Below are 16,442 nucleotides of genomic sequence, written 5' to 3'. Positions count from 1 at the left end.
TGACAACCCGCTCTAAGACTCCCATCTTCTACAAGTGGGAGTTATACCCAAAGGGCACAGGCGAGCGGCTAAGTCCCTGGATAAGGGCGACTAACCTTCAGATGGGGTTAAAACCCCACCTGAAGCTAAGTCTACTTTATCTTTGGGCTGCAAGTGTTTTCTGCGATCGAAGTATTTTTTATTGAAAAGTTGAGGAATAGGGTTAGCATTATGGAGGTGGAGAGGCAAGGGCGCTTTTCCCCTTCACTAGGAGGCAGTGGTTATGGAGAACAAAAGGAATAGTGCGAGGGCAGTAGTGCTTGGCAGCCAAGTGTCAATTGAGGATTTGGTGGCGGTCTCCCGGTTTGGCGCCAAGGTGGAGTTCTCTGACGCGTATTGTGAGCAGGTGAAAAAATCCAGGAGCTTGGTGGAAAAATGGATCGGTGAGGGCCGGGTGATGTACGGTATTACTACCGGTTTTGGGGCGTGCTGCACGGAAGTAATATCACCGGAGGAAACGGCACAATTACAAAGAAATATCGTGTTGTCACATGCCACTTCGGTAGGAGATCCTTTATCAATTGAAGAAGTGCGGGCAACCATTTTTATGATATTGCAAAATGTCGGTCAGGGTTTTTGTGGTGCACGTATGGAAACGGTAGAGTTGTACCGGCAGTTTCTGAATCTTGGTCTTACACCGTTCGCCCCCAAGGAGGGGTCAGTCGGCTATCTTGGCCCGGAAGCACATATGGCGTTAGTCCTGATTGGTGAAGGGCAAGCTTATGTGGAAGGAGAGCTGTTGCCGGCCAGAGAAGCGTTGCGGCGGGTTGGCCTTACACCGACAGAGTTATCAGCCAAGGAAGGTTTAGTCCTGGTTTCCGGAACTACCAGCGTTACCGCGCTCGGTTCCCTTGCCCTATATGACATGTTAAACGCTGCAAAATGCGCAGATATCATCGGTGCGATGACACTGGAAGTGCTAAAAGGAACTACGCGCGCGTTTGATGACCGGCTGATGAGCGTCCGTCCCCATGAAGATCAACGCAGCACAGCAGCCAATGTAAGAAATATCTTGCAAGATTCGGGGATTGCGGCGCATTTTCGAGATTACCGCTTGCAGGATGCGTTGTCGATTCGCTGTATACCGCAACTGCATGGTGCTGCTAAAAAAACCCTGAAAGACGCGTTAAAAACCATTGAGATAGAAATGAATTCCTGCTGCGACAACCCAATTCTTTGGCCGGAAGGGGATGATGGGGAAGCTATCTCCGGCTGTAACGCAGATTCATCCTATGTGGGGATCGAGATGGACTCAGCGTGTATTGCCGCCACCGCGCTGGCTAAAATGTCAGAGCGCAGGAATAACCGGCTGGTAGACGGGAACCTCTCCGAATACCCCTGGTTTCTTATCAAAAAACCTGGACTTAATTCCGGGCTAATGATACCGCAGTATACACAGGCGGGCTTGCTGAATGACATGAAGATCTTGTCCCATCCTGCTACAACTGATGGGATACCAACCTGTGGCAATCAGGAAGATTATGTGGCGATGGGCTATAATGCTGCCAAGAAAGCCAGGCAGATTGTCGAGAAACTGGAGTTTATTCTGGCAATTGAACTGTTGTCTGTATATCAGGCTCACCAATTCATAGAAGATGATAAATTGCCGGCGACTGCTGTGCAGGCTGTCCTTGAGGAGATTGCTCTCACTGTGCCAATCATGAATGAGGATATCTATCTGTATCCTCATATCAATACCATAAAAAACTTGATACATTCGCAAAAAATAGTTGGGCTGGTTGAAGAGAAGATTGGAATGTTGTTATAAGTCTGAATAGACCGCAGAGTTCTTGACGGATTTTGTAGAATCAGATAGAATGGTGGTAGAGACAGAGCGAAAGAAAATGAAAAGCTTACATTAGCTTTTTGGACTAAGAGTAATAAGAGTCTGGTTTGGCATAGAATAATGATAAGAGTGAAACAGGGACAGAGTGGAATGTCATTCCAAGCTGTCCCTTATTTTATTTCATTTCATAGTACAATCAATTTTACAGGAGGAATTTACAAATGGGGGTAAATGAAAATATTTTTTTATTTTCCGGTTATGCCAGGCTGCCTGCTGGTACTGCATCGAGTGAGCTGTATAAAGTGATGGCTTTGGTTGTGTTAATTGATATGGAAACGGGAAATATTGTTGAAGCAGATTGCACCCTGTCTACTCCAACCTCTGAACGGTTCGTAGCCCGTATGTTAGTGGGGCGTAGTTTGCAAAATGGTGCTGAGGAGTTAGTAAAGCATATCGATGCTGTTTACCATGGGAGTGCTAAAAAACCAATTATGAGCGCCCTTCGTGTGATTTACGATAAATATTCGACTTTGGCGCGAAATAGAAGAACGAAAGCAGATTAACTGGTACAAAGAAAAAGCCTGCAGGGAGAAATTCCTCGCAGGATTTTCTATATATATTCTGAGGCTTTCGACATAAAGTTCCTGAAGAGTATAAATTTCTGTATAATTTTTGTTTTTCTAATTTAATAAAGGGAAAATGCTACACCCGCGGCGAATTACTATTAAGCGAAACTATAAAGCTGGGAGGTATCACTATGAAGAAAGATATCCTTGTTCCGTTTGATGGATCAAAAAATGCCATCGAGGCGTTACAGTTGGCTGTCACTTTGGCAAAATTGCTGCAGGAAAAACTTATTATACTAAATGTTCAGCCAAGCTTTCATACCGTACATACGAAAATGTTTTTCAAAGAAAACACAATTCGTGCATATCAGGAACAGCTTTTCGAGGAGACTGTGGTCCCGGCAAAAAAGATACTGGAAGATGCCGGCCTAGAATATGAACTAAAATTAAGAGTCGGTGATGCCAAGGAACAGATTTGCCAAGAAGCAATGGCCGGCAATACCGTTCAACCGGGCTGCGCAACAACCGGTGTGCGTATGATCATCATGGGATCTCGCGGCATGAATCCGGTGCTTGGCGGGGTGCTTGGCAGTGTCAGTTATGGCGTGGTTAACGCCGCTGCTTGCCCTGTTACCATCGTTCCTTTTTCTTGTGCTGAATAAGCGAAAGTACCCCTATTAGAAAATATTAAATCAATAGAAGAAGCATCTCTTTGGTGGTTGACCAAGATATGCTTCTTTTGCTTATCTGTCATTACTGATAGAGGAATTGTGATGATAATACAGTTACTAATGGAGGTGTAGACCGTGAAATCGTGGTACCAGATGAGTGGAGAGGAAACAGTTTTTGAGTTTAAATCCGAATCATCAATAGGCTTATCTTCAGCAGAGGCCTCCAGGCGGTTATCTCAATATGGTTATAATGAGTTACAGGAAAAAGAACCGGAAGGTCTTTGGCAGAAGTTTTTGAACCAATTTAAGAACTTCCTTGTACTGATTCTCTTGGCCGCCAGTGTAATCTCTATTCTCGTCGGGGAATCGGCCGATGCTCTGGTTATTATCGCCATCGTAATCCTTAACGCCGCACTTGGCATTTTTCAAGAATCGAAGGCAGAGAAAGCATTGGCTGCGCTAAAAAGAATGAGTGCAGCTACTTCTAAACTGATCCGTGACGGAAATCTTGTTGTTGTTCCCTCCAGAGAGCTGATTCCAGGCGATATAGTAGTATTGGAGGCGGGCGATTATGTTCCTGCTGATGTACGTATTCTGGAATCATTCAATCTAAAAGTTGAGGAAGCCTCATTAACAGGCGAGTCGGTACCAGTGGATAAAAACTCCCAGGAACTTACCGAGGTTATTCCTTTGGCTGAGCGACACAACATGGCATTCATGGGCACCATCGTCACCTATGGCCGGGGTAAAGGAATTGTCGTGGCTACAGCCATGCAAACTGAAATTGGTAAAATTGCCGGCATGCTTCAGGCTGTACAACAAGAGCCCACTCCCCTGCAAATAAAGCTGGAAGAATTCGGCAAGACACTGGGCCTACTTTGTTTAGGTGTCTGTGCCGTGGTGTTTGCCATGGGAATTTACGGCGGGTACAGTGACGGCATATTATCATTGTCAGAGATTCAACATATGCTCATGATCTCCATTAGTCTGGCAGTTGCCGCTATTCCGGAGGGACTTCCGGCGGTTGTGGCCATCGTGTTGGCTTTTGGCATGCAGCGAATGGCCAGGAAGAATTCCATTGTGAAAAAACTGCACGCGGTCGAAACCTTAGGCAGCGTATCTGTCATCTGCACTGATAAGACTGGAACTCTCACGCAAAACCAGATGACAGTTGTCAAAGTCTTCACCGCCACTGATATATTTACTGTCAGTGGCTATGGCTATAATCCGGAAGGAGAATTTATTGCCGGTGAAAAGCCGGTCAAAATAGATACGGAGCAGGAGCTGGATCTGCTGCTGCGAGCGTCTCTGTTATGTAACGACGCAGAACTGAAGTCGCTGGATAACCAGACCTGGTCTATTGTAGGTGATCCGACCGAGGGGGCGCTCGTGGTCGCGGCCGCAAAGGGCGGCTATACCAAGGAGGCGGTGACGTCTCTGGCGCCGCGTCTTCAGGAGATTCCTTTTGATTCCGGCCGCAAGATGATGACCACCTTCCACTATGCAGCTGAAAAAATTCGGGCTTTTTCCAAGGGCGCCCCGGACATCTTGTTAAGCCGGTGCACCCGCATTGCTGCAAAGGGAACAGTACGCACTTTGACTGAGGCAGATAAACAGGCAGTACGTGCAGCTAATCAGGAAATGGCGTCACAAGCTTTGCGGGTTTTGGCTGTCGCTTACCGGGATTTTGATCAGGTACCTGACGTGTCTAGTCCCAGCGAGGTAGAGAAAGATTTGGTGATGATCGGTCTTGTCGGTATGATTGATCCGCCGCGCAGCGAAGCCAAAACGGCTGTACAGGTTTGTCTGGATGCGGGAATACGGACGATCATGATTACTGGCGATCATCCGACCACCGCCTTTGCTATCGCCCAAGACCTTGGTATTGCCGCCAATGAGCAACCGGTTATTACCGGACAGGTGCTTGATACTATGCCGCTGGAGGAATTGCAGCAACAAGTACGCGCGTCCAGTGTATTTGCCCGTGTTTCTCCGGAGCATAAGCTGGCTATCATAAGCGCGTTACAAACCAATGGTTATGTCACCGCCATGACCGGCGACGGTGTCAATGATGCGCCCGCGCTGAAAAAGGCGGACATTGGTGTGGCCATGGGCATAACCGGGACAGATGTGGCGAAAGCCACCGCTGATATGGTCATTACGGATGACAATTTCGCCACAATTGTGGCGGCGGTGGAAGAAGGGCGGGTAATCTACGCCAACATCCGGAAATTCGTCTATTTCCTACTTTCCTGTAATGCATCAGAAGTACTGACTATTTTCATCGCTATGCTGCTGGGCTGGCCGATACCTTTATTGCCTACCCAGCTTCTGTGGGTAAACCTAGTGACAGATGGTTTCCCGGCTCTTGCCCTTGGTATGGAAAAGAAAGAGCCCAATGTCATGCGCCTTAAGCCCCGTGATCCCTCCGAACCCCTGCTAACTAGGAATATGCAGGTGCTGACCGGTATCCAGAGTCTGGTAATGAGTATGACTGTACTCTGTGCGTTCCAATATGGCCTGACTGTTAATAATGGTAACTTGGACATTGCCCGTACTTTTGCGTTCATTACGTTGATGGCAACGCAGATCATTTGCGCCTATGCCGCCAGGTCGGAACATTATTCTGTATTCCAATTAGGCTTTTTCAGTAACAGGTACCTGAATATGGGAGTCGGCCTTTCCTTTGTTCTTCTGGTGCTTTCCGTGTACAGTCCGTTACAAGCAATATTTAGAACAGTCCAGCCTGATCTTACAGATTGGCTTGTACTTGGTGCACTGGCTCCTATCCCCTTCATCACTGCTGAGTTGAACAAATTCATCAGAAATTTTAAACTAAACTACAAAGCAAGCCAAATAACGTACAAGGATTAAGTGATTGTTATATCGAGGAGCCGATTGTTCGAAAAAACCTGTTGTTGTTTGTCCGGGAATAATGAATTATAATTATAATACATTTTAAATACGCGGGGTGATACCATGAGCGAAGAACAGTTTGACCGTCTGGAAAAAATGATGGAACAACTCATCCACATGGTAGGACACAATAATGCCGTTACTGAAGAGTTGCGCCAACGGATGGACGGTCTGGAAATTAAAGTAGGCAGTGTGGAAAACAAAGTAGATAGCCTGGAGAGTAAAATAGGCACTCTGGAAACCAAAATGGATAGCGGTTTTGCAGGACTTACCGGTATGGTTGACCTGCTGGGTGAGAAAACTGAGGCTGTACAGCGGATTGAATCTAAGCTAGACGTTTTGAATCATCGGCTCTTTGAGCAAGAAGCAGAAATCAATCTACTTAAACGCGCTAAGTAATACAATCGATTATGCCATATTTGTCCTTATTGCGTCATATATTGCGGCCTAGCACATAGAAACCGGTAGGTGAGTAAATTCGCTTATTGGCTTCTTTTTTTTGTGTGTGCAGGAAAAATATTGAAAAAGACGAATTTTAGCTAAAGGTTGAAAAAAGAAAAAATCTTCCAATGTGATGCTTACAGGATTTGGCCATATTGTAATACTGCCTCGCAGGTGGCTTTGTTAAATTCCACTATGGAAACTTTAAGTTGGGACGTAAGGTGCCTGTTAAAGATATATGGCAGAGATATTGTCCGTTTTGGAAGGAGACGAAATTTATGAGTAAAAGAATTGAAACCAAAGTATCCATAACTGCACAAGGCACTTGTCTTATGCGTGCTATATCCTATTATGAACAAGATAAATACTACAAGAGCGACGATTACATAGCTCCGCTCATTATTCCCCAGTTTCTTAATTTCCTAGCCAAGTATACTATTTCGAGAACTGTTTTAAAGAAACGTTTCTTTAAAAATCCAGGTCTGTATGAGTATATTATTTCGCGGACAAAATTCATTGATAATGTTTTCAAGAACCTGGCCGCGAATATTGAGCAGGTATTAATATTTGGGGCCGGATTTGATTCCCGTGCTATTCGTTTTAAAGATGAATTAAAGAATGCAAAAGTATTTGAGCTTGATGCGCCGGTAACACAACAGGCTAAAATACATAGGCTAAAGGGAAAAAATATCGAAATTCCAGGAAATCTTAAGTTTATTTCCCTTGATTTCACCAAAGAATCGTTATCCCAAAAGCTAGACGAGGCCGGTTTTCAGAAACATCGCACCTGCCTTTTTGTCCTTGAAGGCTTAACCTATTATCTAAATCAAGAATCTATTGATAGTACATTGAGTCTCATAAGCGACTATTCCGCGAAAGATAGTCTGCTTGTTTTTGATTACGCCTCCGCTTTGGCCATCAGGCAAGAACATATTCATGATGATCCCAAGATAAAAGAACATTATCAATTCCTTGCTAAAGCGGGCGAAAAACCTGGCTTTACGCTTGAGGGACCGATACAGGATTTTTTAGCAAAATATAATTTTCAATTAATCGATGAATTGGATTCGACCAAACTGGCGGAAATGTATTTTAATAAAGAAGAACTTGGGCTAATAACTAAAAAGTTTAGGATTGTAAAGGCAAAAAATGTTTAAAAATATTCAAAACGCATGGGGGGAATACCATGGATTATTTCACCTTATTTACATCGGCATTTCTCGTTGGGCTATCTGGTGCCATGATGCCTGGGCCTATGCTTACTGTGACAATAAGCGAAACGCCTAGACAAGGTTTTTGGGTAGGTCCGCAAATTGTTCTTGGTCACGGTATTGTTGAGCTTTTGCTTGTTGCAAGTCTGGCTGGGGGGCTTACGTATTATATTCAGCAGCCTCTTGTGACTGGAGGTATAGGGTTTATAGGCGGACTAGTTCTTCTTTGGTTTGGATGGGGAATATATGTGAGTGCTAAAAACAGAGAAGTTTGCCTTAGCTTCTCAGAGGCAGGAATAAGTTCTGACAGGACAACGAAATCACAGTCTATCAACCCTTTGGTCTCAGGTATAATACTTAGCTTTACTAATCCTTATTGGTCTCTCTGGTGGGCAACGGTTGGTGTGAGCTATGTAGTAATTGCGATGAGCTTGGGAGCGGTAGGATTAGTAACGTTTTTTACGGGGCATATTTTATCAGACTTGGTTTGGTTTTCATTTATTTCTTTTATTATTACTACAGGTCGTAGTTTTATCAGTGACAGACTATATCGTGGAGTATTAACAATTTGTGCTGTTTTCCTTGTTGTGCTGGGGTGCTGGTTCTCTTATGATGGTTTTCGAAAGTTGGCCTTGATTTTAAACTGAGGTAGGATAAGAAATTGAAAAGGTTAGATCAACTGGACTCTTTTATCCGTTGATCTAACCTTTTCGTATCTGGCGGTTACTGTTCAAAATCTGCTATGCGCTTACTTGCCGAAAAGACCGGCAACTATTGACAGCATTCCGGCTGCAATAAGCGGGCCGACAGCAATACCTTGAAAAAATGATATCCCTACGATAGTTCCTAAGATAAGAGAAGTAATCATATCTGGTGAAGTTTTGAAGAACAGCACGCCTTTACCTCCCAGCCAGGCGGCAAAAATGCCGGCCAACAGCGCCAGCAAGCCTACCGGACTAACGACCGAGTCATACATATCGCGTAAAGTAATTCGTCCTGAGGCGACTGGTGCCAGGATTGCAATCGTAAGAATAGAGATACCGACAGTAACGCCTTTGTTTTCCAATATAGAAAACCAGGAAGCAAAACCCAGCAGTTTTATTATCAGCAACAGGGCGGCAGCCACCGAAACCGCATGGTTTTTGGCGATAGCGGCAAGTACCAGTATGATCAGAATAGGTATATTGTCCACAGACATGAGTTCACTTCCTTGATGCTAACTAATTTTCAACTGCGAGGGTAAACAAAGCTATTTCCTCTTGTATAGGGACGGGACGTTTTTTGGTACTAATCGTTTTCACTATGTTTTCCGCTACAGGAAAATTCATTCGTCTAATCGATTCAAAGGGGTACGGGGCGAAATAATTTATGAGCACATTGGTGGGAGGAGTTTGCAATTTGCTGTAGAAATAGATGGCGTTTAGTAGATTATTTGAGCTACTATAAATTAAAGTACTACTTTAGGGTTGGAGGCGCATGTTAGAAATGAGGAGACCGGCAACGATCGCAGTGTTTATTATTATCATAGCTTGGGTCAATGTTGTGTTTGCTGCGTCGCTGCCACAGGTGGACGCGGAAGCTGCCGTTGTCATGCGGGCTAGCGACAAACGGGTATTGTATGCGAAAAATCCAGATAACATTATGTATCCAGCAAGTACGACCAAGATCATGACTTTGATTACGGCGCTGGAGCAAGGCGACCCAGATAGCGTTATCGTTGTCAGTCCGAAAGCGGCAGGTTGTGAAGGCTCAAGCCTCGATTTGCGGGCAGGTGATCGCTTGACGCTGCGGGAGGCGTTGTATGGGTTGATGCTTGTTTCCGGGAATGATGCCGCAGAGGCCGTGGCTGAGAATGTTGCGGGCTCGGTGCCGGCCTTCGTCCAGATGATGAATGATAAGGCTGAGAAAATTGGTACAATACGCACCCATTTCAGCAATCCCCACGGGTTGCCGGACCCTGTCAATCACTTTACCACTGCTTACGACCTTGCGCTGATGACTGTGTACGGTATGCAAAAGCCGGTGTTTGCTAGCATCGTTTCCACTCGGGACTATGATGTTCATTTTGTGAGCCGGGGCGGGATCGCCCATGCCAGAAACACCAACAAGCTTCTTGCTACATATGCGGGAGCTAATGGGGTAAAAACCGGTTTCACCAATGCTGCCGGTGAGTGTCTCGTTGCTGCTGCCAAACGCAATGATGTTCAGCTGATTGCAGTTGTTTTAAACAGTGAGCGGCGCTGGGAGGATGCAACCCAGCTTTTGAACTATGGCTTTCAGCAGTTGGGCTTATAAAGGACGCTAACCAAATGAAATTAGGCCATTGCTGGCCGGAATTTATCAAGAAAACCCTAGAAACTTACTGTTTCTAGGGTTTTCTTATAATGCAGTTTTTTTAGCGACTGTACAGTGACTACACCCGCAATTCAAAGTTTCTTTTGACTTTAGGCGCTGTAGTCTGTGGAGATACAACTATATCTATGCCCTCCTTATTCATTACTGTAGTTGATCTCTTAGAATAGTCAATAAGAGTACGAGGTTGTTTAGTCTTCATTTTAAATACACGTATGCCCAGTAAGATCACCACAATAACTCCCATTATCCCTATAAAAGGAACGTAGCTCAAACTGGACGGTTTGCTATCCATCGCCGGCGGTTTAGTAGGAACGGTAGTCTGCGAAGAAACGCCATTCTGAGAATCGAAGGACGCGATGGGAGCTGCCTGGATACTATTTGTTTTGCTTACCTCTGTTGCGGCAGGCTCTGCCTTTTCGCCGCCCTTGGTTTGTGTCGCTTTCCCCTGAAAAGCCTCTCCTAGTCCTTCTAGTTTCTTGGCAGTACCTGACACTTCCGGGCTTACCGGCTTACTCAAGTTTTGGGTTGAGTTAGCAGGAGAAGCTGTATTAAGATCAGAAGCTGTATTTGAGCGTGACGGAGTAAATGCCGGGGCAACAGGCGGAGTGGGTTTTGTTGGAGGAGTGGGAGCTACTGGCATAACAAAACTCCTTTATGATCTATAATATATAGAGGAAAAAACGAATGCAATTATTCTACTCTATTTACCAGCATGATACAAAAATCCTGCATAGTTGATTTACTTTTACAGAAACGTTAGCCTTCATCCCACGGTTTCAGTCGAGGCCTTAAAGGTGCTTTGCTGCGAAGGAATGGTTAAAGGTGAGCCAAAGGGACGGTGGTTTTGTCTTAAGAAGACGCTACTACCGTCCCTTTGGCTCGCTGGACTTACGACCGACAACATTGCTCAAATCATGGATTGCCCGACCTCACCAGAAAATGATCGGCCACTCTGCAAAGAAGCTTATAAGTTGTATAAAGCTAAATTAGATGAGGTAAATGAGCAACTGGAAATACTATGTGCTATTCAGTTGAGCTACCTATCAGTCGTAGTAAAACGGGGAACATTAATTATTTGATGACAAGAAATCTGCGAATTTTTTTCGCAGATTTTCTTGTTTCTTTTGGTTATTCTTGTAATTATTTCGTAAGACTGGGAAGAATATTGACAGACATTGTGCGCGCAGCAAAGGGGGGAATGGATGTTGAAGTACGCTTGTTCGCTACTCTAAGATTTTAGTAATACCTTACATAATGGTGACCGTATCGGTCTTTTCCCGCCTCTTGGGGGCGGCTGAAATCAAAAGTGATCTGTTGGGAAATAGAAATATACAGAAGGAGGGGCAAGTATGGAAGAAAGGATCACGGAAAACATAAAAGTTAGAGCGACCAAAGAAGTCGACAAGGCTGTAGCCGAGCTACTTGGACAAACATCACCCGCATCGGATGACCTAAACTTCGCGGAAAACAAACAAGATCCGGACGGGCATGCAAAGTAATTGAAATTAGATTTCCGGTAGATGCAAACTAACAATACAAGGAGAGCCAAATATGGATAAGATTTTGCGAGTAAACATGTCGGAACTTACGGTCGCAGAAGATCCTGTGCCGCAAGCTTATCAAAATCTCGGCGGACGGGGTCTGACATCCAGGATATTGTTGGACGAAGTCGAGGCTACCTGCCATCCGTTAGGCATTAATAACAAATTGGTCGTTGCTCCCGGAGTTCTTTCAGGTACACGGTGTCCGAACTCAGGACGGTTGTCCATCGGCGGTAAAAGCCCTTTAACCGGCGGCATCAAGGAGGCAAACGCGGGAACCCCCCTTTCCCACCAGTTAGCCAGCCTGGGTTACAAGGCGATCATTGTCGAAGGATTGCCGGAAAATGATGAATACCATGTGCTGTATATCTCGGAACAGGGTGCTCGCCTTGAACCGGCAAAAGACCTAGCCGGCTTAGGAATGTATGCCGTCAACGAAAAAATCCGGAAACGGTATCATGAGAAAGTTTATGTTATGGGTGTCGGGCAGGCTGGGGAATGCCGGTTGTCTAACGCCGGGATCTCATGCAATGATCCCGAGGGTGGACCGGGCCGCTTTGCAGGACGCGGCGGACTTGGGGCGGTAATGGGATCGAAAAAACTGAAAGCAATTGTGGTAGATACCAAAAAGATCTTTGATGCGCCAGTGACCGATAAAGATAAATACGGCGAACTCTGCCGGAAATTTGTAAAAATATTGCGGGGTAACCCAGTAAGCGGACAGGCGTTGCCTGCGTATGGTACAAACGTCCTGATGAATATTATCAACGAGGCGGGAGCATTGCCTACGAGAAACTTCAAATACGGGCGATTTGAGGGCGCCAATAAGGTCAGCGGCGAAGAACTGTCGGCCAGAGCAACGGCCCGTGGCGGAGTGGGTACTCCTACCCATAACTGCCATCCCGGCTGCGTTATTCTTTGTTCTAATATTTACCCTGATGAAAACGGCGAAGCGATCGTATCGCCTATCGAATATGAATCGGCGTGGGCTTTGGGGCCTAATTTAATGATTGATGACCTGGACGTGGTGGCCAGACTAAACCGGATATGCAATGATGTAGGGCTGGATACCATCGAAGCCGGCGGAGCCTTGGGCGTGGCCATGGAGGCAGGGGTAGTTTCTTTTGGCGACGGTCAGGGGGCGATAAGGCTGCTTGAAGAAGTAGGCAAAGGGACGCCATTAGGGCACATTATCGGCCAGGGCGCGGAAGCGGTCGGTAAAGCGTACGGCATAACCCGGGTGGCAACTGTCAAAGGACAGCATATGCCTGCTTACGATCCGCGCGCCATTAAAGGCATCGGGGTAACTTACGCCATGACCACGATGGGCGCTGATCATACAGCAGGTTACAGTGTTTCGGCCAATATCTTAAAAAGCGGCGGTTTTGTCGACCCTTTAAAAGCAGAGGGACAGGTTGAACTTTCGACCAAGCTCCAAATTGCCACAGCTGCGATTGACAGCTTCGGGCTTTGTGTGTTTGTTTCCTTTTCCTTGTTAGACGATCCGGAGGGGTGGCCCACGGTAGTGGATATCTGGAATTATAAAACCGGTGGGAAATATACCCTGGATGACGTCATGGAAGTTGGTAAAGAAGTCTTAAGGGTTGAGCGGGAGTTTAACCGGCGGGCCGGTTTTACCCCTGCCCATGACCGCTTGCCGGAATTTTTCCGTACTGAACCGCTGCCGCCTCATAACACCGTGTTCGACGTACCGCCGGAAGAAATGGACAGGATGAACGAACAGTTTAATATGCTGCGGTAGACGGAAAGGGAAGAGAGGAATTTAAGAATGGAGCGTGCTTACAGCGAGCCCAAGGGACGGTGGTAGTGTCTTAAGAAGACACTACCACCGTCCCTTTGGTTCGCTAAAAAGAAGCAAAAACAACGTCTCCTCTGCTTTCCCGAAATAGAGATCTCCGAGGGGCTGATTACACGGTTAGTATTCAAGGGATTTTTGAATTGGAACCACATAAGGCGATTGAGAATATAATTAAACTGGAGTGTGAAAAACAAGGTGGGGTGATAAGTTTATGACTTTAAGTGCCTGTAAATATAAGGATGATTTGCCGTTGAAAACGATAACTAAGATACGAAATATACTAATGAACTTAAATATTCTTACGGTTGAAACTGGATGGAAGAACTCAGCGGATGGGTTTTACTCCGTCTCTGTTACGATTAGCAATACAAAGCTTGCCACAAACGGCAAGGGGACCACATACGAGTATGCTTTAGCAAGTGCTTACGCAGAACTTATGGAGAGACTTCAAAACCAGGCGTTCTTTCGGCTTAATTATGATTTGAAAGAAGAGGCTCTCGGGTATCAGGGGTTTTACTATGCTCCTGATGAGCAACGTATTAGTATGGACGATTTCCTTAACAGCAATGAGGAGTGGTCCAGCATTCAAATTAACAAAACGCCTATGGACATGGATGTTCAAGAATTGCTCAAAAAGTGGCAGCAAGTTTCTTACGAGAAAGTTCCATCAGACTTTATTGCCTTACCATATCTTAATATCAGTAGCGGACGTATATCCCACATACCGATAAAGATGGTTTCCAAAATGTATATGTCTAATGGAATGTGCGCTGGTAATACAGCAGAAGAGGCATTGGTTCAGGGACTATCAGAGGTGCTGGAACGCTACGTTAACATGCGTATGCTTGTTGACGAAATTACTCCGCCTGACATTCCGTTAGAATATTTAAAACAGCATCCTAGCATTTATCAAATGATTCAAGAAATTGAAAACAGCGGAAACTTTGAAGTAATTATGAAAGACTGCTCCCTCGGGCAAGGACTTCCCGTAGTAGGGGTAATTTTTATCAACAAAGATGATCAAAGTTATTTTATTAAATTTGGTTCTCACCCCATCTTTGCCATTGCGGCTGAAAGAACTTTAACAGAACTATTACAGGGGCAGGAAGTCCGAGATATGATGGGTATGAAAGAGTTTTTCTACAGGAGTCCGGTGTATGAAGAGCATGCAAACGTACTTGAAATTTTAGTAAATGGATCGGGATACTATCCATCACGATTTTTTGCTTCAAAAAGTAGTTATGATTTTACCGAATTTCCTGATATAAAAGCAGATAGCAATAAACAATTGCTTGAATATTTATTTAACTTAATCAAGGGAAATGGTCATCAAATTTTTGTTCGTGATAATTCTTTTTTAGGTTTTCCCAGTTTTCATATCATAGTCCCCGGTATGAGTGAAATTGAACGGTTTTTTGATACAAAACCTATAGATGAATACGCACAATACAACAAAGTAAAAGAGTATATTAGGAAATTGCCACAAATAACCGTCACCGAGGCTGATGAAATTATCAAGTTTTTTAGCAAAATTCCTTATCATAATGAAAGTTCAATTGCTAATATATTGGACCTGACAATCAAGGAACCTCTGCCTTGGTACTACGTAAAAATAGACTTGTTTCTGAGTGCACTCCATTATAGAAAAGGTGATTTTACTAATGCTTATTATGCAATTGATAGATTCTTAGATTTTTCAAGGCGTATGCAGCAGGGAGTATTCAATCGGGGATTATTTAATTTTTTTAAGTGTGTGCGAGACTATTTTGGAGCCCGTGCCGATGGAATGGAGGAAAGCGATATTATCAGTCTTCTGAATGAATTTTATCCTATTCCTATGGTTCAAGGGGTTGTTAACGAATTTAACAGTATGGATCGATTGTTCAATATATTTGGGTATCTTCCGTGTTGGCAGTGCCAAGAATGTAACTATAATGAGGGCTGTTCGTATATTGAGCATGAAAAGGTATACAAAGCACTTAAGGAAAAGTATGCAGAAAAACCGATAGACCAGGTAACATTATCGAGACTAGCATTGTCATAATTTTCTTCAAAGCAAATAAGCCCGTAGGTGATCTTGGATCCCACGATCACCTACGGGCTCATTAACATGCTTTTTTATCCATTTCTGATGGCCGAAAATGCCTGGCCGCTTACACATGCTAACTATGCTGGTAGTTTATCTGGCCATGCAGTTCATGTAGTTCATACACTTCATACACTTCATGCACTTCATGCACTTCATACACTTCATGCATTTCATAGCTTGCATGTAGTCCATAGCTTCGCAGGAATCCATATAGGACATGGAGTGGCAAGAGTCCATAGGTTCGCAGTAATCCATATAGGACATGGAGTGGCAAGAATTCATAGATTTGCAAGAATCCATGAATTTGCAACAACCCATGGATTTGCAAGAATCCATAGATTTGCAAGAATCCATGGATTTGCAACAACCCATAGATTTGCAAGAATCCATAGATTTGCAAGAACCCATGGATTTACAGCAATCCATGTAGGACATGGATTTGCAAGAGTCCATAGATTTACAGGAATCCATATAGGACATGGATTTGCAAGAATTCATAGATTTACAGGAATCCATGTAGGACATGGATTTACAAGAGTCCATAGATTTACAGGAATCCATGTAGGACATAGATTTGCAGGAGTCCATGTAGGACATAGACTTTTTGCGGCTCATAACATACGCCTCCTCTTAATAGTGGGGTGCCTAGTAACATAATATGCTATATAGTAGCAAATGTTACTAATATGGGTTATTCTAAGGAGCCAAGTAAAAGTGTCAGTAATTTGCTGAAGAAGGTTAACTGGTTCCTGATGTCGTTTTCCTACTGGATAAGTTCATCCTTTTTATCAGCTGAGTTTAATTATATTGACATCGTTACAATGGCATGATACCATATATAATTATTTGGATTATATCTTAACTGGTTAGCAAAAGCTAAAGGTTAAAATTATATGTCTATAACACATATCCTGGTTTTTTACATAGCATGGACAATTTAATGGTAAATAGATAAATTTAGTTGGTCAGTAGAAAACTGAAGGCTAAAGATGCTTTTTTGTGCATCTT

General features: G+C 44.3%; 14 protein-coding genes. 12 read left to right on the top strand and 2 right to left on the bottom strand.

Features of this window, described 5'->3' with window-relative positions; genetic code table 11:
* The first annotated feature begins 262 nt into the window (after positions 1–262).
* From VN447_RS17425 to VN447_RS17395, 7 genes are all read left to right on the top strand, one after another.
* On the top strand, positions 263–1,807 hold the full coding sequence (locus tag VN447_RS17425) for an aromatic amino acid ammonia-lyase (RefSeq protein ID WP_325526624.1): 1,545 nt from the start codon (positions 263–265) through the stop codon (positions 1,805–1,807).
* 239 nt (positions 1,808–2,046) lie between these two features.
* Entirely contained in the window at positions 2,047–2,388 is a 342-nt protein-coding gene (locus VN447_RS17420) for a DUF3870 domain-containing protein (protein WP_325526623.1), read from the top strand.
* A 194-nt stretch (positions 2,389–2,582) separates the two neighbouring features.
* Complete coding sequence (locus VN447_RS17415; RefSeq protein ID WP_325526622.1) at positions 2,583–3,053, top strand: universal stress protein; 471 nt, start codon at positions 2,583–2,585, stop codon at positions 3,051–3,053.
* A gap of 144 nt (positions 3,054–3,197) precedes the next feature.
* Entirely contained in the window at positions 3,198–5,936 is a 2,739-nt protein-coding gene (locus VN447_RS17410; RefSeq protein ID WP_325526621.1) for a cation-translocating P-type ATPase, read from the top strand.
* Positions 5,937–6,041: 105 nt separating this feature from the next.
* Positions 6,042–6,377, top strand: coding sequence for a hypothetical protein (locus VN447_RS17405; protein ID WP_325526620.1), 336 nt, complete (start codon positions 6,042–6,044; stop codon positions 6,375–6,377).
* 263 nt (positions 6,378–6,640) lie between these two features.
* The gene (locus VN447_RS17400) at positions 6,641–7,576 is read left to right on the top strand and encodes an SAM-dependent methyltransferase (RefSeq protein ID WP_325526619.1); all 936 of its coding nucleotides are present in this window, start codon (positions 6,641–6,643) and stop codon (positions 7,574–7,576) included.
* Between the two features lie 29 nt (positions 7,577–7,605).
* Positions 7,606–8,277 (top strand): LysE family transporter, encoded by a 672-nt coding sequence (locus VN447_RS17395; protein WP_325526618.1) that lies wholly within the window; start codon positions 7,606–7,608, stop codon positions 8,275–8,277.
* A 101-nt stretch (positions 8,278–8,378) separates the two neighbouring features.
* Here the strand turns inward: VN447_RS17395 and VN447_RS17390 are convergent, their stop codons facing one another.
* On the bottom strand, positions 8,379–8,828 hold the full coding sequence (locus tag VN447_RS17390; RefSeq protein ID WP_325526617.1) for a DUF441 domain-containing protein: 450 nt from the start codon (positions 8,826–8,828) through the stop codon (positions 8,379–8,381).
* A 287-nt stretch (positions 8,829–9,115) separates the two neighbouring features.
* Here VN447_RS17390 and VN447_RS17385 point away from each other — a divergent pair, with 287 nt between their 5' ends.
* Positions 9,116–9,925 (top strand): D-alanyl-D-alanine carboxypeptidase family protein, encoded by an 810-nt coding sequence (locus VN447_RS17385; protein WP_325526616.1) that lies wholly within the window; start codon positions 9,116–9,118, stop codon positions 9,923–9,925.
* 118 nt (positions 9,926–10,043) lie between these two features.
* Here the strand turns inward: VN447_RS17385 and VN447_RS17380 are convergent, their stop codons facing one another.
* Positions 10,044–10,625 (bottom strand): hypothetical protein, encoded by a 582-nt coding sequence (locus VN447_RS17380; protein ID WP_325526615.1) that lies wholly within the window; start codon positions 10,623–10,625, stop codon positions 10,044–10,046.
* Positions 10,626–11,334: 709 nt separating this feature from the next.
* On the opposite strand from VN447_RS17380, the gene VN447_RS17375 reads away from it, so the two are divergent.
* From VN447_RS17375 to VN447_RS17360, 4 genes are all read left to right on the top strand, one after another.
* Complete coding sequence (locus VN447_RS17375) at positions 11,335–11,484, top strand: hypothetical protein (protein WP_325526614.1); 150 nt, start codon at positions 11,335–11,337, stop codon at positions 11,482–11,484.
* 52 nt (positions 11,485–11,536) lie between these two features.
* The gene (locus VN447_RS17370) at positions 11,537–13,288 is read left to right on the top strand and encodes an aldehyde ferredoxin oxidoreductase family protein (protein ID WP_325526613.1); all 1,752 of its coding nucleotides are present in this window, start codon (positions 11,537–11,539) and stop codon (positions 13,286–13,288) included.
* A gap of 268 nt (positions 13,289–13,556) precedes the next feature.
* A complete protein-coding gene (locus VN447_RS17365; RefSeq protein WP_325526612.1) occupies positions 13,557–15,389 on the top strand; it encodes a YcaO-like family protein in 1,833 nt (610 codons plus the stop codon).
* 33 nt (positions 15,390–15,422) lie between these two features.
* Positions 15,423–16,091, top strand: a complete 669-nt coding sequence (locus VN447_RS17360) for a hypothetical protein (RefSeq protein ID WP_325526611.1) — start codon at positions 15,423–15,425, stop codon at positions 16,089–16,091.
* Positions 16,092–16,442 lie beyond the last annotated feature (351 nt).

It is taken from the genome of Sporomusa sp. (genome assembly GCF_035561155.1).
Lineage (GTDB): Bacteria > Bacillota > Negativicutes > Sporomusales > Sporomusaceae > Sporomusa.
This window is presented reverse-complemented; position numbering and strand designations above follow the sequence as displayed.